Origin of the sequence: Rhodococcus sp. Ni2 (assembly GCF_021352185.1) — a bacterium.
Classification (GTDB): domain Bacteria; phylum Actinomycetota; class Actinomycetes; order Mycobacteriales; family Mycobacteriaceae; genus Rhodococcus_F; species Rhodococcus_F qingshengii.
The window spans coordinates 1606058-1625819 of record NZ_WOXZ01000001.1; the positions used below are offsets into that span (position 1 = coordinate 1606058).

Below are 19762 nucleotides of genomic sequence, written 5' to 3' on the forward strand. Positions count from 1 at the left end.
AGTTTCAGGACGAGATCGGGAGGTCGACCAACTCGGCGAGGCGTGCCCGATACTGATACGCGGTTCCCAGCGACAGCTGATCGCTCTTCGCCCGTTTGAGGTACAGGTGCGCCGGATACTCCCACGTCATTCCGATACCACCATGAAGTTGGACGCATTCCTCCGCAGCATGAACCGCGACGCCGCTGCAGAATGCCTGGGCCACCGTCGCTGCGATCGCCGCATCTTCGTCGCCGCGTGCATAGGTGTCCGCCGCATATCGTGCTGCCGCTCCCGAAGAGCTGACTTCGAGCCAGAGATCGGCGAGGCGGTGCTTGATCGCCTGGTACGAACCGATCGCCCGGCCGAACTGCTTGCGCTCCTTCACATACGCGAGAGTCGTTTCGAGGCACCACTGAGCTACAGCGAACTGTTCGGACGCCAGCAGTGCGCTTCCGCAGAGCAACGCTTCCTCAACCGCTTGCGCCGCGTTGCCGCTGTCGACACGGACCGACGACGACCCCGAGAACTCGACGTCCGCCAATCGGCGCGTCATGTCCAGGGACAGAACCGGCGTGACGGTGGCGTCGGCGATCCGAACGGTATGCAGCTCCAGACCGCTCTCACCGGCAACCGGAACAACAAGAACATCGGACTCGGCGACGCCGGCAACCGTCGTGACGCTGCCGACGAGTCCACTCGCCGTTGCCTTGACAGTGGGTGTGAAAGTTCCTGGTGCAGTGGACAACGGGACGATCAGAGCAGCCGTCGAATCCCCCGCCGCCAATTGACCGAGCACCTCGGTCTCGCCGGCCTTCAGCAACGCCGTGGTCGCCAGCACAGCGCTGGTGAAGAACGGAACGGGAGCGACCGCACGTCCGATCTCCTCCATCACGACCGCCGCCTCACGCGTCGACGCACCTGCCCCGCCCAGTTCTTCGGGTACCAGCAGTCCCGCCAAACCGAGTTCCGACGCCAGCGACTTCCACAGCCCGGTGAAGTCGGCGGACACGTCGTCGTACGCCGTGACCACGGTGTCGGCGCCGGCGCGCTCGCTCAGCAGTCGTCTGACGCTGGCTCGCAGATCTTGTTCGGTCTCGGAGTACAACAGATCGGCGCTCATCGGGGTAAGTCCTTCCAGGCGATGTCCTTGTCGACGCGATGCTCGGGCGGCAACCCGAGTACACGTTCTGCGATGACGTTGCGCAGGATCTCCGACGTTCCGCCCTCGATCGAATTGCCCTTGGCTCGCAGGTACCGGTATCCGGGTTCACGCCCGGTGAAGTCGACGGAATCCGGTCGACGCAGCGTCCAGTCGTCGTAGCGCAGACCGGCTTCGCCGTGCAGTTCGAGGTCGAATCCAGAAATCTGCTGGGCCAAACCGGCAAACGCGAGCTTCATTCCCGAGCCTTCGGGGCCGGGCTGGCCGGCGGCGAGCTGCTGGCGCAGTCGCTCACCGGTCAGACGCGCAACTTCGGATTCGGTCCAGAGCCGCATCAACTCGTCGTGCATCGCCGGGTTACGCAGCTCGGGCTCGTCACGCCAGGCCTGAGCGACCTTTCCGATCATGCCTCCCTCACGCGGTGCGCCCGAACCGATGGCAACACGCTCGTTGTTCAGGGTGGTGGTCGCAACCTTCCACCCCTGGCCTTCGGCTCCGAGGCGATTGGCGTCCGGAATTCTGACGTCCGTGAGGAATACCTCGTTGAATTCGGCCTCGCCGGTGATCTGACGCAGCGGCCGGACATCGACGCCCGGGTCGGTCATGTCGCAGATGAAGTAGCTCAGACCCGCGTGCTTGGAACGTGACGGATCGGTCCTGGCCACGAGAATCGCCAGCTGCGCATTCTGCGCGCCCGACGTCCATACCTTCTGCCCGTTGACTATCCAGTCGTCGCCGTCGCGGACGGCGCGGGTAGCAACGGCCGCGAGGTCCGACCCTGCGCCCGGTTCACTGAACAGCTGGCAGTAGACCGTCTCCGCAGTCCACAACGGGCGCAGGAACTTCTGCTTCTGCTCCTCGGTGCCGAAGGCAGCGATGGTCGGTGCCGCCATGCCCAGTCCGATCCCGTTCTTGCCGGTGGCCGGGCCCGGTGCACCGGCGGCCTCCAGCTGAGCGTTCACCTGACGCTGAAAGCTCTGCGGTACACCGAGTCCCCCATGACCTTCGGGGAAATGAACCCACGCCAGTCCGGCGTCGAATCGTGCGCCGAGGAAGTCCGATACCGACACGCTGTTCGGATCGTTCTCCGCGAGAAGCGTGTTCACCTTCTCGGTGAGATCACGCGATACTGCCTCTTCGTCGAAAGCCATGCCCATTCCTTCGGTTCGAGCGGTGAGCGGACGGTCAGTCCTTCGGTCCACCGGCGACGTAGACGACCTGACCGGAAACAAAGCCTGCGCCTTCGCTGACGAAGAACGACGCGGTGTGCGCGATGTCCTCGGGCTGTCCGACGCGATTGACCGGAATCTGCGAAGCGGCAGCGGTCTTGAAGTCCTCGAAGCCGACGCCCATGCGCTCGGCCGTTGCGGCGGTCATCTCGGTTTCGATGAATCCGGGGGCAATAGCGTTCGCGGTCACGCCGAACTTGCCCAGCTCGAAGGCCAATGTCTTGGTGAAGCCCTGCATTCCGGCCTTCGCAGCGGAGTAGTTGACCTGTCCACGATTACCGAGAGCCGACGTGCTCGAGAGGTTCACGATGCGGCCGAACTTCGCTTCCACCATGTACTTCTGCACCGCACGCGACATGAGGAACGCTCCGCGCAGGTGGACGTTCATCACCGAATCCCACTCGGCAACACTCATCTTGAACAGAAGGTTGTCGCGAGTGATACCGGCATTGTTGATCAGCACGGTAGGTGCACCCAGGTCTGCGGCCACACGATCCACCGCTGCGGCGACCGAAGCCTCGTCGGAGACGTCAGCGCCGACGGCCAGCGCCTGTCCGCCTGCGGCCTTGATCGCGTCGACGGTTCCGGCACACGCCGCTTCGTCGAGGTCGAGCACGGCGACGGCAAAACCGTCTTCCGACAGTCGCTTCGCTACTGCCGCACCGATTCCGCGTGCTGCACCCGTGACAATTGCGGTTCTGCGTTCCTGGCTCACTGGCCCTCCATACTTTCGTGATTCGACGGACACCGGACGATCTCGTCAGATCCCGGCCTGATCTGCAATTTCCCTGGCTTTGGCGACCAAGGCGTCAATACGTTCCACGGTGGGAGTTCCGCTCTCGGCGGCATTCTGCGGTTCGTCGCGGGCGCGACGCATCACGCCCTCGGCGATCACGGCAATCTTCCACAGTCCCAACGTGTGCCAGAACTTCAGCGCAGCAGGATCCCGTCCGGTGGCCTCGAGATAGATCCGGGAGATCTCCTCTCGCGAGGGGAATCCCGGGAGTGCCGACGCCGGGAAATCGCCGCCGGTATTCTCACCAGCCGCCGGCCAGTACGCCAACAAGCTTCCGACGTCCGCCAACGGATCACCGAGTGTGCACAGTTCCCAGTCGAGGGCCGCGACAACTTCGCCGTTGCTCGCCGAGGTGATCACATTGCGTAGGTGAAAGTCGCCGTGCACCAACGTGGTTTCAGTGTGATCCGGCTGGGCTGCAATCAGGCGTCGGGTGAGATCGTCCAGATCAGGGCATTCCCGCGTCTTCGACTGTTCCCACTGACCACCCCACCGCTTCAGCTGCCGCGCGGCGTAGGGCTTGTGACTTGCCAAGTCGTCGAGACCTGCCTGCTCGAGGTCGACGGCGTGTATCTTCGCCAGCGTCTGAGCGAGCGAGATTCCGATTGCCCGGCGACGATCTTCCGACAACGCCTCCGCAAGTGGCATTCGGTCCACCACTTCGCCGTCCACGAATTCCATGAGGAGCAGCGGAACTTCGGTGACGGCAGGATCCTCGGTCAACCCGAATACTCGCGGCGAAGGCACGTCGGTGGATTCGAGAGCGCTCAGGATTCGAGCCTCACGCGCCACGTCGTGAGCCGAGGCCAGCAGATGCCCCAGCGGTGGGCGTCGTAGCACCCAGCGATTGCCGTCCTGATCGCGAACCAGGTACGTGAGATTCGACTGCCCCAAGCCGATTCGATCGAAGGACAACGGCCCGGAAAAGTCGATCCCCAGGCCTGCGATCCACCCGGTGACCGCTTCGGTATCGAGTCCCACTACTCCGACGCTAGCCACCGACGGACGCTCCCTGCCGGAACGGGAGTGCGTCACCCAACAACTGGCCACCGTCGATGGTCATGATCTCGCCGGTGATCCACTGGGCTGCATCCGAAACCAGGAAGGCAATGGCAGCGGCCACGTCCTCGGGTTCACCGATGCGTCCGAGAGCAGTCGACGCGGACACCGCTTCTTCGTGTTCTTTCCACAGAGCTTCGGCGAGTTTGGTTCTCACCACTCCCGGCGCAACGGCGTTGACACGAATCTTCGGTGACAACTCGAGCGCCAACTGCTTGGTGATGTGGATCAGAGCAGCCTTCGACGCGTTGTACGTACCGATTCCCGCCTCGAACGCCATGCCGCCGATCGAAGCGGTGTTGACCACGGAACCACCGTGCTCGCCCATCCAGGCCCGCGCTGCGAGGCCGGTCCACAGGACTGGAGCCCACACGTTGACGTCGAAAGTCTTGGCGAAGCGCGAGTGATCCTGGTTGATGATCGGCCCGAACGACGGGTTGGTGCCCGCGTTGTTCACCAAGATGTCGAGACTGCCGAAACGCTCGATCGTCTGCTCGACGCACTTGCGTGCAGCATCCTCGTCCGCCGCGTGAGCGCCGACGCCGATCGCGTTGCCGTTCACCTGCGCGGCAGCCGCATCTGCGGATTCCTGTGAGCGCGAAGTCAGTACGACGTTTCCGCCCGCCGCCGCAATCGCCTGCGCGGTCGCGAGGCCGATGCCCCGCGATGCGCCTGTGACGATTGCCGTCTTACCGGTGAGATCCAGTCCTGCCATGTCAGTTCGCCTTGACTTCGCGGTACTTGCGCAGTTCCTGCTTGGCGATGGCGCGCTTGTGCACCTCGTCCGGGCCGTCGGCCAGGCGAAGGGTGCGCATGTGGGCGTAAGCCATCGCGAGCGGGAAGTCGTCGGTGACGCCGCCACCGCCGTGAACCTGGATGGCGCGGTCGATGATCTTGAGCGCGATGTTCGGTGCCGCAACCTTGATGGCTGCGATCTCGGTGCGCGCTTCCTTGTTGCCCACCGTGTCCATCATGTGTGCGGCCTTGAGCGTGAGGAGTCGAACCATCTCGATGTCGATACGAGCCTCGGCGATCCAGTCCTGGATATTCGCGTTGTCACTGACGGGCTTCCCGAAGGTGATGCGGGTGGATGCGCGCTTGCACATCAGTTCCAGTGCGCGCTCGGCCATTCCGATTGCACGCATGCAGTGGTGGATGCGGCCGGGGCCGAGGCGGGCCTGGCTGATCGCGAATCCTTCACCCTCACCGGCGAGAATGTCCTTGGCCGGGACGCGCACGTCCTCGAAAGTGATCTCGCCGTGTCCTTCGCGGTCCTGGTAGCCGAAAACCGGCAGGTTGCGCAGGATCGTGACGCCGGGAGCATCGATCGGCACGACCATCATCGACTGCTGACGGTGGGTGGCGGCATTGAAGTCGGTCTTACCCATGACGATCAGAACCTTGCAGTTCTGGTGCAAGGCGTTGGAAGCGAACCACTTACGGCCGTTCAGCACGTACTCGTCGCCGTCACGGTCCATACGGAGCTGGATGTTGGTGGCGTCGGAGCTGGCAACCTCGGGCTCGGTCATCGCGAAAGCGGAACGAATTTCGCCTTCGAGAAGCGGCTTGAGGTACTTCTCCTTGTGCTCGTCGGTGCCGAAGAGCGTGAGCACCTCCATGTTTCCCGTGTCCGGAGCGGCGCAGTTGGTGGCCTCGGAGGCCAGGTGGCTGCGGCCCATGATCTCCGCGAGCGGTGCGTATTCCAGGTTGGTCAGGCCGGGGCCCCATTCGGGATGGGGATGGAAGAGGTTCCACAGCCCGCGGGCCTTGGCTTCCTTCTTCAAGTCGTCGATGATCGGCGGCTGAAAGTGCGGGTTACCGGACTCACGCATCTGCTCTTCGTAGACCGCTTCGGCCGGGTAAACGTGCTTGTCCATGAAATCGAGCAGTTCGGCCTGGTACTTCTTGGTGCGATCCGAGAACTCAAACACTGACATGTGAACTCCTGACAGAGAGGGAAGGAAAATTGGGGGCTCGATGTTCGAGATGGCTGTTGACACCCTCGACGACATCCGGGCCGTGAAATGCGTTCAGCATCAGCGATTCCGCACGCCTGGCGGAATCGGTGAAGGTCGAGTGCGCGTCGGCACTCATCTGAGATTTGATGACGAAGAGGGACGTCGGCGAGCAGTTCGCCGCGATGTCCTCGGCGTAAGCAATCGCCGCATCCAGAACGTCACCGCCGGTGACCAGGTGGTCGATCAGACCGATGCGGTACGCCTCGTCGGCGTCCACCATCCGGCTGGAAAGCAGAAGATCGACTGCTCGACTGTGCCCGACCAAGCGGGGCAACATCCAGGAGATGCCGTACTCCGCAATCAGGCCTCGACGCGCGAACGCGGTAGTGAATCGTGTTGCGCTCGAACCGAAACGAACGTCGCAGTACAGAGCCTCGACCATTCCGAGCCCGGCAGCGACGCCGTTGACGGCGGCGATCAGCGGCTTGCGGATGGTGGTCGGGAAATGACGGTCTCGCGGCCGGACAAGATCACTTTCGGAGACTTCGCCGACGTTCTTCAAATTGCCGAGGTCAGCACCCGAGCAGAATCCTCGGCCGGAGCCGGTGACAACAATTGCTCGGACACTGGGATCTTCGTCTGCCACGGCCAGAAAGTCGTAGTACTGATCTTCGAGCTCGTTGGTCCACGCGTTGAGAACGCGGGGCCGATTGAATGTCAGAACCAGCACCGCTCCTCTCTGCTCGGAGAGGACGAGTTCCTCGGTCATCGTGTTCCCGCGAGGAGCGACGCCTGGTACCGGCGCATCCCGCGCAGCCAACGGTCGTAGTCGGCGCCCTTCTGCCGGTACATGTCCAGCACGTTCCTGTGCGGAAGGATGAGAAATTCTTCGGCATCCACTGCCGCAAGAACGATTTCGGCGCATTCGGCAGGCTCGAGAACATTGCCTGCCGCAAGCACGGCTCCGGTTGCGGCCTTGCCGACCGGATCGCCGGAGTTCTCACCTTCGTAGAGAAGCTTGGTGTTGACGCCCATCGGGCACAGGCAACTGACGCGAACACCCTGATCTCCGTAGGTGATCGAGAGCCACTCGGCAAACGCGACCGCGGCATGTTTGGTCACCGAGTACGCGGCGGACCCGACCTGACTGAGCAAGCCGGCCGCAGAGGCCGTGCTGATGAAGTAGCCCTCCCCGCGCTCCGTCCAGCCGGGGACGAGGAGCCTGGCAGCGCGAATGTGGGCGCGAACGTTGACGTCGATCGTCGTGTCCCAGACGTCTTCACTGATGTCGAGGCCCATGCCACCGGTAACGCCGGCATTGGCGAAGTAGAGGTCGACCGGGCCGAATTCCTTTTCCGCCTGCGCGATCAGGCCCGCAATGACCGTCTCGTCGGAGACGTCGCCACCGGCAGACACGGCCGCTCCGGGACGCTCCGCGTTGATCGCCTCTGCTACTGCCGAAGCTGCTGCCCCGTCCAGGTCAGCCACTACGACGCGAGCACCCTCGGCAGCCAGTCGCTCGGCCAGTGCACCGCCGATTCCCCCGCCGCCACCGGTGACAATTGCTACCTTCTGGGCAACCTTCATGAGCGATTCCTCTCGCTTGCGTCATACCTACGCGCTGACAGTGATCCACGTCTCCCCTCATGTATAGTTGAATCCGGCGTCAGTTTCAACCGTCGAATCGCGACGGTCACCCGAACGGCCCGTTCCGTCCTCCTGAACTGCGAGTAAAGGGATAACGATGACTGAAAACCAATTGCCCGTCCGCCCGTCCACCTTCGCCGAGCTCGAGAAGCTCATCGGCCAGGAACTTGGCCCGACGGAGTGGTACGACATCACCCAGGAGCGCATCAACGCGTTCGCCGAAGCCACAAACGATCATCAGTGGATTCATGTCGACCCGGAACGAGCCGCATCGAGCCCGCTCGGCAGCACGATCGCGCACGGACTCTTCAGCCTCTCACTGGGACCCCAGTTCTCCTACCAACTCATCCACTTCGACGGCTTCGCCCACAGCCTCAATTACGGCTACGACAAGGTTCGCTTCCCCGCTCCCGTTCCCGTGGGATCCCGGGTCCGCATGCGCGCAACCGTCGTGTCCGCGGAGCAGTTGCCCGGCGGAATCCAAGTGAAGATGAGCCAGGTGGTCGAGCGCGAGGGTTCCGACAAGCCCGTCGTGGTCGCCGAATCCGTCGCTCGCGTCGTCGAAAAGAGCTGAACCGAAAAGAGCTGAACCGAGACTGGGACGCCCGGCCGCTCGAACATCGATGCAGCCGGGGCGGCCCACCTCGTCAGAGACGGTCGGGGAACTTCAGAGCGTTCGCCCACAGATCGGTCACAGTGGCGACAATCTGATCGAACTCCGGTGAACGCCCGTCCACCTCACCCTCACGAAGGGTGAACAGACTGTAGGCGAGTCGACTCACCATGCCGGACAGAGCAATCGACGCCGTCATCGGATCCAGCGCCGTGTCCGCGATGCCGCGGGACTGCAGATCTGCGATCCCGCGGGCATTACGGCGTATGAACGCATTGGCACGCTCGCTGCGGAACTTCCGGAACTCCGGGTCGATGTGAGCAACCTGCTCCATGAGCCCCATCAACTTCGCATTGCGTTGATACGCGGCCAGATACGCTCGATTACTTGCCTCGAGCACGGCGTACGGATCGTCCGCGCTCGCAACGCGTCCCATGCCCGGGTGCATCATGTCGTCTCGCGCGACCTCGAGGACGGCGGCGAACACCTCTTCCTTGTTCGCGAAGTACGTGTAGAACGATCCCGTCGCGCAACCGGCTTCTTTTGCGATGTCGATCAAACGTGCATCGAGATAGCCACTGCGCTCGAAAACCTTACGGGCAGCAGCAACCAATGCCGCACGCGTGCGTGTCCCCCGCTCGGTGGTCGGTCGATCCCGGAGCAGCGCGGGCGGAGCCACCGGTAAGGCGGCAATTCGCGATTCGTCGTCGAGCACGGTGCGCTCCTCATCCTTCCGATCAACATCATTTTCGGGACAATCCCAGCAGACTCGATGTTGACGCCGGATTCAAGTGTACGCTCTGGTGAGACCCAGGACACACAATCGGTCGATTCCTCCCGAAAGGCAGAACCATGGTTAGCGTTCTCGACCCGGTGACCCGTCACGCGGAAGCCACTCCGGAAAATATTGCAATTCGCGGCACGGATAGTCATTGGACATACCGACAGCTTCACGACGCGTCTCTGGCGTTCGCCGGCCGCATTCGCGACGAAGGGTTGAGCATCGGCGACCGGGTTCTGCTCGCGGCGCCGTCGGTGCCTGAATTCATCGTGGCATACATGGGGATTCAGGCTGCAGGTTGTGTCGTGGTGCCCATCAACACGATGTCGGCGCAACCCGAAGTCGAGTACGTACTGGACGACGCCGAGATTTCGCTGGCGATCGCCTGGCACCAGCTCGGTCCCGCAGTTCAGGATGCAGGGAGTGCGCGCGGCGTCCCGGTGTGGACGCTCACCGAAGAATCGGCGAAGGCCGACCATCCACCGGCAACGGTGGTCGACCGCGACACAGCGGACACCACGGCGATTCTCTACACCTCCGGTACCACCGGACGTCCGAAGGGCGCTCAGCTGACGGTCGGGAATCTGTTGTCTGCCGGTGAGATCGGCGCCGAGAGCAGCCGCGGAAATCCCTCGGACCGCACCGGTACCGGACTGCCGCTCTTTCACATCTTCGGCCAGGGTTCGGTGATGATGGCAACCTTCACCGGCGGCGGATCACTGTCCCTGCTCGCCCGGTTCGACCCGGCCGCCATGCTCGACCTGGTGCGTCGGGACAAGCTCACCATCATGGCGGGCGTCCCCACCATGTGGAATGCCATGCTGCACGCCGCAGCCGACGTGGACAGCTCCGACTTCGAACAACTGCGGATCGCAATCTCCGGTGGCGCATCACTTCCCGGTGAAGTCGCTCGCGCCTTCGAAGCACGGTTCAACTGCACAATCCTCGAGGGCTACGGCCTGACCGAGACGAGCGCATTCGGAACTTTCAACAGCATCGACCGCGTCGCAAAGATCGGATACACCGGCCGCGCCGTACCGCGCACCGAGGTCGAGGTCCGTGATCACGACGGAAATGTCTGCCAGGCAGGCACAGTGGGCGAGGTATTCATCAAAGGACCGACGGTCATGAAGGGCTACTGGAAGCGCCCGGCCGACACGGCCGCCGTCCTGTCCGACGACGGATGGTTCCGCACCGGAGACCTCGGCGAGACCGACGCCGACGGTGACCTTCGCATCGTCGACCGCGTCAAGGACCTCATCATCCGCGGTGGATACAACGTCTATCCAGGCGAGGTCGAAGAGGTGCTCTACCAGCACCCCGACATCATCGAGGCCGCGGTGATCGGTATACCCGACGACTACTACGGCGAGGAGGTTGCGGCGGTGGTGGCCGTGCGCCCAGGCTCCGACCTCGAAGCAGATGACGTCACCTCGTGGGCTCGGGAACGTCTGTCCGCCTACAAGATTCCGCGGGTCGTCCAGTTCATCGACGCGCTCCCGAAGGGTTCGACGGGAAAGATCCTCAAGCGATCGATCGACCGCACCGAACTCCTCGCCCAGAAGCAGAACTGAAAACACAGGTGAACCCCGGCGAGATTTCGCCGGGGTTCACCTGTCCATGCGCTCAGAGTGCCCTGTCCATACGCTCAGAGTGCGTCGAAGTACTCGATCTGCGGGGCGCCTGCGAGGAAGGGCGCCATCGCCTTTCCTGCGGCCTGGAAATGCTCGGACGATCCATGGGCCTTGATCGCAGCACCGTCTTGATACAGCTCCATGAACTTGTAGGAATTCGTATCCGTCTTCGAGCGGATCAGTTGATACAGAACCGTTCCGGGCTCTTCCGTGCGCACCTTCTCGGCAAGTTCGGCGACTACGGCTTCGAACTGTTCGCCGCTTCCGTCTTTGACGGTGATATCCGCGATGACAGCAATCATTCATTCCTCCAAAAGTGTTCCAGCAGTATTCGAGTGTTACCGAGAACCTACAGTTTCACTGCATGGGCAGTAGTCCGAACGTCGATTCCAACTGACTGCGAGTGCTTTCCGCATCGGTGTGGAGAATGCCGGCGATCCCCAATCGTGCCGCGCCGTCGAGGTTCTGTTGCAGGTCATCGATCATCACGGCGCCTTCGGGCGCAACACCCAGCCGCTCGCACGCGATGGTGTAGATCTGACGAGAGGGCTTACGAATCCCGACTTCCGAGGAGATCACCACTTCGTCGGCGAGGTCCTCGAGCACAAAACCCGCGTAGCAATCACGCCCGAAAGCATTGGACACGAGCGCAACAGGGTGACCCGCCGCTCTGACGTCCGCAATCAGTCGCACCATCTCTTCGTCTCGGACAAGCCCGGCCTGCATACGGTCGACCAATCCTTCGCTGTCCACGACGGCGCCGTGCGCTCGTAGCCGTTCCCTGAATCCTGCTTCGAAGGCCTCCTGGTCGATCTTTCCGGATTCGTGATCGGAGAGCAGTCTCTTCGAGACGTCGTCGCGGGAGAGCAGGGTCAACGGAAGTCGTGGGTCGCCGCCAAGCGAGGCCCCGAAGTCTTCGAAGGCCTGAAGAACACTGGAGGTGAGAACTCCACCGAAATCGACGAGCACTGCCGTACGCGTAGGTGTCATTGCTCCATCAGACACCAAACATGAACCCGGCGTCAACATCAATTTCGGCGTAGCGAGAATTGCAAAGTGTTGATCCACAACCGGTTGACGGTATCGAGCAGACCGTCGAAGGTCACTCCGGCGGCGCCGTCCTCGCCGCCGCGGGATACGAAGTACCCGAACGCAAGTCGACTGATCATCCCGGAGAGTGCCCGAGACGTCAGTAGCGGATCCAGATTCGCGTCCGCCAGTCCGGCCTTCTGCAGCTTCTCGATACTGCGCGCGTTGCGTCGAACAAACGCGTCAGCACGCTCGAGGCGGAGAACCCGGAACTCCGGATCGATGCTTGCTACCTGCTCGAGCAGTCCCATCAGCTTCGCGTTCCGTCGGTACGCCTCGAGGTACGCGCGGTTACTCGCCGCGATGACCTCAGCAGGATCCGCGCCTTTCGGAGTGTGCGGCATACCCGGATGCATCATGTCTTCGCGTGCCAACTCCATCACTGCCGCGAAGATCTCTTCTTTGCTCGCGAAGTAGGTGTAGAAGGTACCGGCCGAGCACTGCGCCTCCACAGTGATGTCGATCAGCCGCGAGTCCAGATAGCCGGACCGTTCGAAAACGGTGCGGGCCGCATCGATCAACGCTCGCCGCGTACGCAAACCACGCTGAGTGGAGGGGAGTTCCCGTGACACTGTCGACGAAGCATCTTCGGAGCCTGTGCGTGCTGCAGCCATGCTCCAGTTATACGTCAGACGCCCGCTACCGGTGACCGATAGCGGGCGTCTGCTCGAAACCGAAAGAGTTACTTGGCGTACAGGTGCGCGCCCGGAATTGCGTTCGGATCGTCCCGAACTTCCTTCGGGTTGGTCTCTTTCAGCACCCAGGCACTGAAGAAGGTCACCAAGCCCATGAGTGCCACGAACACGGCAACCCATGTCGTGGTTCCGGTCTTCGCGATAAGTGCTGTCATGATGAACGGAGTGCCACCGCTGACCGTGATCGCAGCCAACTGGTAGGCCAACGATGCTGCCGAGTAGCGCACGTTGGGTGCGAACAGCTCACCCATGTATGCCGCGATCGGCCCGTAGGTCATCGACTGGAACACGCTGCCAACCGTCACCGCGATGAAGAACAGCGGCAGGGACTTGGTGTTGATCAACCAGAAGTACGGGAATGCCCAGACCACGATCGCCGCGGCGCCGATCAGGATCATCGGACGACGACCGATCTTGTCGGACATCTTCCCGGACCACAGCACCACGCCGACTGTCAGCAACGCGCTCAGGAGCGAGATGATGAGCAGTGAGTTCCGCTTCAACCCCAGTTCGGTTGTGCCGTAGCTGAGCACGCCGGCGATGCTGATGTAGAACAGTGCATTGGTGGCGGCCAGAAGTCCGCAACCGAGCAGAATCTTGCGCCAGTGATCCTTGAGCGCCTGCGCCAGTGGAGCCTGAACGACGACGTCCTTTTGGTTCTTCTTGGCGTCTTCCTGCAACTCGAGGAATTCCGGCGTGTCCTCGACCTTCGTCTGGATGTACAGAACCACAGGGAAGAGCAGCGCGCTGGCGAAGAACGGAACTCGCCAACCCCAGCTCAGGAATGCATCATTGGAAATGGTCGCGGTCGCGACGAGGAAGACCAGGTTGCCCAGCACTACACCGAACGAGACACCCATCTGACCGAAAGTGCCTGAGAATCCGCGCTTCTTGGGACTCGCGGATTCGGTGAGGAGAAGGACGATTCCGCCCCACTGGCCACCGCAGGCGAGACCTTGGATGAATCGCAGTGTCACCAGAAGAATCGGAGCGACGACGCCGATTGCCGAAGCACTCGGGATCGCGCCGATCAGGAACGTCGCGACAGCCATCAGCAACAGGCAGGTGACGACAGCGGGCTTACGCCCATACTTGTCGCCGAAGTGTCCGGCGACCAAACCGCCGATGGGGCGGGCAACGAAGCCGGCCCAGAACGTACTGAACGAGAGCAATGTGCCCATCAGTGCGGATGAATCGGGGAAGAACACATGCGGAAAGACCAGTGCCGCAGCCGTTCCGTACAAGAAGAAGTCGTACCACTCGATGGAACTGCCGAGCAGTCCCGCGCCGAGAAGTTTGCGGTGCGCCTTCTTCTTCTTCCGTTCCTGATCGGACAGGCCCCCTGCCTGCGTGCTCGAATCCACTGCCGATCTCGTCATGGGTTACTCCTCGATGGGTCGGACGCTCGTCGCGCCGGGAGTTGAGAAGCGGAACCGGGCCAGAAGTAGAAACTGACACCAACTTCAACTCTGTGGCGTTGCGATCAGTCTGCGATACAAAAAGAGTGATGTCAATCACTGAAATGCATTGCCGCATAGGGGACTAAATCCCCTACCGATGCTCGTCAGCCACCACGACGAATGGCCGGCTCACCTTGTCGGCGGCCGGCAATTCGTTTGTCAGGCAGATCTAGTTCGGTACCCGCAGTTCACGACGAAGAATCTTGCCGCTCACTGTTTTCGGGAGGTCATTCATGACCTCGACGATGCGTGGATACTTGTATGCTGCAAGCCTTTCCTTGCAGAACTCGACCAGATCCTCGGTGGTCGCCTCGGCACCGTCCTTGAAGGACACGAAGGCCTTCACGGTTTCGCCGCGATACGGATCCATGACACCGACGACAGCAGCCTCTCGTACGGCGGGGTGTTCGTAAAGAACATCTTCCACTTCGCGTGGCCACACTTTGAAGCCCGACGCATTTATCTGATCCTTCATCCGGTCGACGATGTAAAACCAACCGTCGCCGTCCATGAATCCGATGTCGCCGGTGTGAAAACGCCCGTCCGGCATGGCATGTGCGGTCTCGTCCGGCTTGTTCCAGTATCCGAGTGCAACCTGGGGACCGGAGACCACGATCTCGCCGTACTCCCCGACCTGTACCGGCTTGTCGTTCTCGTCCACCACCTCGGCGTACGTATTCGATACCGGTACGCCGACAGCAACGGCCCCCGACGCCGGATCTACCGGCGCTTCACGCGAATTCGGCACCACGATTGCCGGGCTGTTCGTCTCGGTCAGCCCGTAGCCGTTGTGAATGTAGTGACCGAACTTCGCCCGGAACGCTTCCAACGCCGCGTGCGGGATCGGCGCGCCACCCGAATACACCGACTCGAGAGAGCTCAAAGATTCCTTCGAGACTGCGGCGCTGTCCGTCCACGCGATGAATACCGTGATCGCTCCGATGATCGCGGTAGCCCGATGCTCCGAAATTGACTCCGCTGCAACGATGGGATGGAATCGGCAGGTCAGAATCGTGGGCGCGCCGGCTAGGAGTGGAGCCGCGACGTGCCCGATCAACCCGGTGATATGGAACAGTGGCGCCACCGCGAACATCGCGCCGCCGGGGCGCAACCCCAGCCAGTCCCGATAGATCTGCGCTGCGAACACGACATTTGAGTGCGTGTTCATCGACCCCTTCGGCGGGCCGGTTGTCCCTGACGTATAGGGAAGGTAGGCAAGGTCTTCCGGGGACAGATCGACCTTCTCGGGCTTCTGCCCTCGATGAGCCTCGATCAATTCCAGTAGATCCGGAAATCCATCGTGCCGAATCCTGGACGCCGAACCGAAGATCCGTTCATCGTCGCGCGACTGAAAATCCAGTTCCGACGTGGTGATCACCCGTCGCACTGCGGTGCCCTCGGACGCAGTCGCCACGGTCTCGGCCGAGGACTCGAGACAGATGACTGCCGCCGCTCCGCTGTCGGCCAGTACGGTGGACAGCTCACGGTCGCGGTACATCGGATTGACCGGAACGACGACGGCACCGAGCTTCCAGACCGCGACTGTCGCGATCACGAACTGCGGAACATTCTGCAGGACAAAGGAAACTCTGTCTGCGAACCCGATTCCATCCTTGGCGAGGGCTACGGCAAGCGCATCCGACATCTCGTCGAGCTCGGCAAAGCTGACGGTCCTGTCGAAGTACCTGATGATCGGGGCAGTGCGATCGCGCTCCAGCGAAGCACGGAACATCGCGAGGGCGTCGACGTGCTCGATGTCTACGTTCGGCGGAGTGTCGGCGTCGTAATTGGCGAGCCAGGGCTTGCTCTCGTACACGTTGGTCATATCTCAGCTCTCGAAGTACCGACGTGGGTTGTCCACCAGCATCGCCTTGACCTGGTCTTCGGTGACACCACGTTCGAGCAGCGCCGGAATGACATCATCACTGATGTGGGTGTAGTTCCAGTTCGGAAGTGCCGCTTCTCTTGCAGCACTGGGGAAGTAGTCGATGAAACACGACGCGTCATGTGCCAGAACCATCTTCTCCGCGTAACCGCGACGGGCCATCTCCACCACCGTGTTGACACGATCCTCGAACGACAGGAACGGTTCGAGACCGAAACGGTCCATCCCCAGTAGCGAACCGGCATCGGCCAGCGCACACAGATAGTCGAGATCGGTGGTGTCGCCGGAGTGACCGATGACCACCTTGGTCAGATCCGCACCCTCTTCGGCCAGAACCTTCTGCGCGACCAGCCCGGATTCAGTGTGCGGATTGGTGTGCACGGTGATCGGCACTCCCGTTTCCACCTGCGACTGTCCGACCGCGCGCATGACCCGCTCGACGCCGGGGGTAAGGCCCGGCTCCTCGATGGCGCACTTCAGGAAGGAGGCTCGGACACCGGTTCCGGCGATTCCTTCCCTGATGTCCTTGACGAACAGTTCGACCATCGGCTCGGGGCCGTCGAACAGCAATCCCGGTCCGGTGTAATGGAATTGGAAGGGAATGTCGTTGTAGGTGTAGATGCCGGTAGCAACGATGATGTTGAGATCGACCTGCTCGTTGATCCGGACGATGCGCGGAATGTACCGGCCGAGGCCGATCACCGTGGGATCGACGATCGTGCTGATTCCGCGGGACTTCACCTCGGTCAGCTTTGCCACCGCGTCCGCTACCCGTACTTCCTCGTCCCAGGGTTCGGGGTAGTCGGGGTAGTTCTGGCGCAACTCCTCACCCAGAACGAAGACATGCTCGTGCATCAACACCTTTCCCAGATCGGCTGTATCCACCGGCCCACGAACGGTTTGTACTGAACTCATCGATCGAACCCCTGACTGTGATCGCCATCACTAACATGAGACAATGAGCTAGTGTGTCTCACGTGGCCAGGTTCGTCAATAGGCTCGATCCCCCGAGGCTCACCATTTTTCAACGGCCGAAATTGTGCAGTACCGGACAACCGGAGAGAATGTCCCGATGCCTACCGACCTCGAACGCCGACGCGCGATCGACACCGCCGCGAGCATGTACCTCGCGGAGGAACCACTCGACATGTCACTGCTCGCCGAACGTCTCGGCGTAGGCCGCGCGACGCTGTACCGCTGGGTCGGCAACCGCGACGAACTGCTCGGAACAGTGCTGGCCGAGGCCACCGAACGGACATACCGAAAGGCGATGTCACAGGCGTCGGGGCAAGGTCCGGAGTACATTCTCGACGTCTTCGGCCGCGTTATGCGATCGGTGGAATCGTCGACAGAACTGCGCGCGCTGACCAAACGCGAACCGATGGTGTTCATCAAACTCGCGATGATGCCCGGCTCCATCGAATCGATCTCCGCCTCCATCACCGCCGAAATCTTGCAGTCCCAGGTCGACGCCGGCCAACTGACGATCACGCTCTCGCCGCAAGTGCTGGGCGAAGCCCTCGTTCGCATCTGCGACGTACACCTCTACGCCCCCCTGCTCGGCCGAGAAAAGGCCGAGATCGAGACGGCTCTCGACCTGATCGCACTGCTCCTCGGCGTCACCCGCAACTGACACGCTTCGACCGCGTGAACACTACGGCGACACACCGGCCACCCGAGTCCTCAGACGTCTGATGAGTTGTTACTCTTTCGGTACCCACCCGAGAGGCAAGCCGTGTCCGACGACCACACAGGATTCACACTTCGCAGTGGTCCGCTGGTACCGCAACTCGAACAGTTGCTGCGCGGGCGAATCATGCATGGAACGTGGGCGCCGTCCGAGCGCATACCGAGCGAGGCGGCCCTCGCCGTCGAACTCGGCGTCGGGCGTTCCTCGATTCGCGAGGCAATCCGCCTCCTCGCTCGCGACGGACTACTCGAAGTCCGACACGGCGTCGGAACCTTCGTGGCTGCCGCGTCCGAACTCGAGCACGTCGACGAATTCACCAAACTTCTTCGACGCTCGAGGATCCTCGAGGTCTTCGAAGTCCGTCGCGCACTCGAGATCGAGGCCGCCAGACTGGCCGCGGAGCGGGTACAACCTGAGGACCTCGACGGCCTGCGGCGTCGACTGACCATGCGACACAGTCATTTCGAGGGTGATGTCGAGAAGTTCGTCGACGTCGACCTCGACTTCCACACCGAAGTCGTTCGACTGTCAGGAAACGCAGTTCTGCTCTCGCTTTTCACGTCGGTGCGTCCACTCCTTCGTGAATCCCTCGTCGAGATGATGGCCCACGAGGCCGGCGTCCCCGACACCTCACATGCCCATGATCAGTTGGTCGAGGCCCTTCAAGACGCCGACCCAGAAGCCGCGGTAGCGGCAACTCGAGCAAACATCGACACCGTCCTACGACGACTGCGTGTGCTCGACGCCTAAGAGAGGTTAGTTCTCGTGCAACACCCCACCGGCACAGTTCTGTCGACCGAACACGTGGATCTCGTCCGCGACGGCCGATACTTGTTGAAAGACATCAACATTTCGATCGAACCCGGACAACACTGGGTCCTCCTCGGCGCGAACGGCGCGGGCAAGAGCACGCTTCTGAGCCTGCTCGGAGCAACCGCCCACCCGACTCGCGGTTCCGTTTACGTCCTCGGCCACAAGTTGGGCCGCGTCGACATGAGGGAACTGCGGATGGACATCGGGCACGTGAACCCTCGTCACACGATCGGAATTCCGATCACCGTCCGCAACGTCGTGATCACCGGCCTCACCAACACCACCGAGGTGATGCCGCGCTGGTCACCGACGCCGGAGCAAGAGGCTCACGCCGACGCACTGATCGATCTACTCGGAATGAGTCCGCGTTCGGACGCACTGTGGCCCAACTTGTCCCAAGGCGAACGGGGACGAGCCCTGATCGCCCGCGCACTCATGGTCGAACCGCGCCTGCTTCTGCTCGACGAACCGGCGACCGGGCTCGATCTTGCTGCACGCGAACAACTCTTGACGGCACTGGACGACCTCCGCAATCAGAACCCGTCACTTGCCAGCATCCTCGTGACGCACCACATCGAGGAGATCCCCAGCACCACCACACATGCTCTTCTGATCAAGGACGGCGTCGTGACCGCCAGCGGCCTCGCCGAGGATGTGATCACCACCCAGAACATCAGCGAGTGCTTCTCGCATCCCATCGAGATCGAGCGTCGTGGTGGTCGGTGGAATGCCCAGTCGCGGCCACGCGAAAGAATGCGACCGACAGTAGTTTCAGAGACGCCTGGCGCCGGGTCCCTCCCGGCCCAGTTCGTCTCCAGGGTTGAGCAGGTTGCATGTTTTCAGTGACAGACACCCGCAGCCGATACAGCCCGTCAGTTCGTCCTGCATCCGGTTGATGGCCTGCTTGCGATCCTCGAGGCGCTGATTCCACTCCGTGGAAATCTTGCGCCAGTCCTTCTTCGTCGGAGTTCGACCCTGCGGCAACGATCCGAATACTTCGGCAACTTCGGCCAGAGGTATCCCGAACCTGACTGCCAACTGGATCAGCGACACCCGCCGGATCGAGTGCCGCGGGAACTTCCTCATATTTCCTGCCGTCCGCTCCGCAGGAACCAGACCGAGTGTTTCGTAGTAGCGCACAGCCGACACGGCGACGCCAGTGCGCTCCGATACCTCACCGATCGAGAGAAGTTCGTCACTCTTACGGATCATTCTGCCTCCCAATGGCTGCGCGACATTGACCTGAAGCGCACTCGAGATTCTACCTTCGAC

Annotated in this window: 21 protein-coding genes; 5 read left to right on the forward strand and 16 right to left on the reverse strand. The window is 62.0% G+C overall.

Translation table 11 applies throughout. The features are described from left to right. Positions 1-4: 4 nt before the first annotated feature. The 8 genes from GN300_RS07975 to GN300_RS08010 are packed head-to-tail and all read right to left on the reverse strand — an operon-like array spanning position 5 to position 7770. Positions 5-1102, reverse strand: a complete 1098-nt coding sequence (locus GN300_RS07975) for an acyl-CoA dehydrogenase family protein (RefSeq protein ID WP_063315561.1) — start codon at positions 1100-1102, stop codon at positions 5-7. After that, positions 1099-2292 (reverse strand): acyl-CoA dehydrogenase family protein, encoded by a 1194-nt coding sequence (locus GN300_RS07980; protein WP_003943047.1) that lies wholly within the window; start codon positions 2290-2292, stop codon positions 1099-1101. Before GN300_RS07980 ends, GN300_RS07975 begins: the two co-directional genes overlap by 4 nt. 34 nt (positions 2293-2326) lie before the next feature. After that, on the reverse strand, positions 2327-3085 hold the full coding sequence (gene fabG / locus GN300_RS07985; RefSeq protein ID WP_042446291.1) for a 3-oxoacyl-ACP reductase FabG: 759 nt from the start codon (positions 3083-3085) through the stop codon (positions 2327-2329). A gap of 45 nt (positions 3086-3130) precedes the next feature. Then, positions 3131-4165 (reverse strand): phosphotransferase family protein, encoded by a 1035-nt coding sequence (locus tag GN300_RS07990; protein ID WP_039973187.1) that lies wholly within the window; start codon positions 4163-4165, stop codon positions 3131-3133. Next, the gene (locus GN300_RS07995; protein ID WP_063315560.1) at positions 4158-4940 is read right to left on the reverse strand and encodes an SDR family oxidoreductase; all 783 of its coding nucleotides are present in this window, start codon (positions 4938-4940) and stop codon (positions 4158-4160) included. The genes GN300_RS07990 and GN300_RS07995 overlap by 8 nt, the downstream gene beginning before the upstream one ends. Before the next feature lies 1 nt (position 4941). Then, positions 4942-6162 carry an acyl-CoA dehydrogenase family protein gene (locus GN300_RS08000; protein WP_019745701.1) on the reverse strand — a complete coding sequence of 407 codons (1221 nt, stop codon included), beginning with the start codon at positions 6160-6162 and terminating at the stop codon, positions 4942-4944. Then, positions 6149-6952, reverse strand: coding sequence for an enoyl-CoA hydratase-related protein (locus tag GN300_RS08005; protein WP_042446294.1), 804 nt, complete (start codon positions 6950-6952; stop codon positions 6149-6151). The genes GN300_RS08000 and GN300_RS08005 overlap by 14 nt, the downstream gene beginning before the upstream one ends. Continuing rightward, positions 6949-7770 carry an SDR family oxidoreductase gene (locus tag GN300_RS08010; protein ID WP_007730822.1) on the reverse strand — a complete coding sequence of 274 codons (822 nt, stop codon included), beginning with the start codon at positions 7768-7770 and terminating at the stop codon, positions 6949-6951. Before GN300_RS08010 ends, GN300_RS08005 begins: the two co-directional genes overlap by 4 nt. 157 nt (positions 7771-7927) lie before the next feature. On the opposite strand from GN300_RS08010, the gene GN300_RS08015 reads away from it, so the two are divergent. Next, positions 7928-8404: a MaoC family dehydratase gene (locus GN300_RS08015; protein ID WP_003942878.1), complete on the forward strand. Its 477-nt coding sequence runs from the start codon at positions 7928-7930 to the stop codon at positions 8402-8404. 73 nt (positions 8405-8477) lie between these two features. Here GN300_RS08015 and GN300_RS08020 read toward each other — a convergent pair whose 3' ends face one another. Beyond that, a complete protein-coding gene (locus tag GN300_RS08020) occupies positions 8478-9158 on the reverse strand; it encodes a TetR/AcrR family transcriptional regulator (RefSeq protein WP_054187502.1) in 681 nt (226 codons plus the stop codon). Between the two features lie 137 nt (positions 9159-9295). Here GN300_RS08020 and GN300_RS08025 point away from each other — a divergent pair, with 137 nt between their 5' ends. Then, positions 9296-10798, forward strand: coding sequence for a class I adenylate-forming enzyme family protein (locus tag GN300_RS08025; protein WP_063315559.1), 1503 nt, complete (start codon positions 9296-9298; stop codon positions 10796-10798). A gap of 74 nt (positions 10799-10872) precedes the next feature. Here the strand turns inward: GN300_RS08025 and GN300_RS08030 are convergent, their stop codons facing one another. The 6 genes from GN300_RS08030 to GN300_RS08055 form a co-directional block, all read right to left on the reverse strand. After that, positions 10873-11160, reverse strand: a complete 288-nt coding sequence (locus GN300_RS08030; protein ID WP_042446304.1) for a putative quinol monooxygenase — start codon at positions 11158-11160, stop codon at positions 10873-10875. Positions 11161-11215: 55 nt separating this feature from the next. Then, the gene (locus GN300_RS08035) at positions 11216-11848 is read right to left on the reverse strand and encodes an HAD family phosphatase (RefSeq protein WP_063315558.1); all 633 of its coding nucleotides are present in this window, start codon (positions 11846-11848) and stop codon (positions 11216-11218) included. A 38-nt stretch (positions 11849-11886) separates the two neighbouring features. After that, the gene (locus tag GN300_RS08040; RefSeq protein WP_007730817.1) at positions 11887-12561 is read right to left on the reverse strand and encodes a TetR/AcrR family transcriptional regulator; all 675 of its coding nucleotides are present in this window, start codon (positions 12559-12561) and stop codon (positions 11887-11889) included. A 68-nt stretch (positions 12562-12629) separates the two neighbouring features. Further along, positions 12630-14021 (reverse strand): MFS transporter, encoded by a 1392-nt coding sequence (locus tag GN300_RS08045; RefSeq protein WP_030536042.1) that lies wholly within the window; start codon positions 14019-14021, stop codon positions 12630-12632. A gap of 250 nt (positions 14022-14271) precedes the next feature. Beyond that, positions 14272-15927: an AMP-binding protein gene (locus tag GN300_RS08050; protein ID WP_063315557.1), complete on the reverse strand. Its 1656-nt coding sequence runs from the start codon at positions 15925-15927 to the stop codon at positions 14272-14274. Between the two features lie 3 nt (positions 15928-15930). Continuing rightward, positions 15931-16902 carry a phosphotriesterase gene (locus tag GN300_RS08055; protein WP_030536044.1) on the reverse strand — a complete coding sequence of 324 codons (972 nt, stop codon included), beginning with the start codon at positions 16900-16902 and terminating at the stop codon, positions 15931-15933. Between the two features lie 157 nt (positions 16903-17059). On the opposite strand from GN300_RS08055, the gene GN300_RS08060 reads away from it, so the two are divergent. The 3 genes from GN300_RS08060 (at position 17060) to GN300_RS08070 (ending at position 19336) form a co-directional block, all read left to right on the forward strand. Next, positions 17060-17620: a QsdR family transcriptional regulator gene (locus GN300_RS08060; protein WP_003943195.1), complete on the forward strand. Its 561-nt coding sequence runs from the start codon at positions 17060-17062 to the stop codon at positions 17618-17620. Positions 17621-17722: 102 nt separating this feature from the next. Next, a complete protein-coding gene (locus tag GN300_RS08065; RefSeq protein WP_003943086.1) occupies positions 17723-18427 on the forward strand; it encodes a FadR/GntR family transcriptional regulator in 705 nt (234 codons plus the stop codon). A 15-nt stretch (positions 18428-18442) separates the two neighbouring features. After that, the gene (locus tag GN300_RS08070; protein ID WP_233405591.1) at positions 18443-19336 is read left to right on the forward strand and encodes an ABC transporter ATP-binding protein; all 894 of its coding nucleotides are present in this window, start codon (positions 18443-18445) and stop codon (positions 19334-19336) included. Here the strand turns inward: GN300_RS08070 and soxR are convergent. Further along, a complete protein-coding gene (soxR, locus tag GN300_RS08075; protein WP_003943238.1) occupies positions 19262-19702 on the reverse strand; it encodes a redox-sensitive transcriptional activator SoxR in 441 nt (146 codons plus the stop codon). The two genes, GN300_RS08070 and soxR, sit on opposite strands and share 75 nt — an antisense overlap. Positions 19703-19762 lie beyond the last annotated feature (60 nt).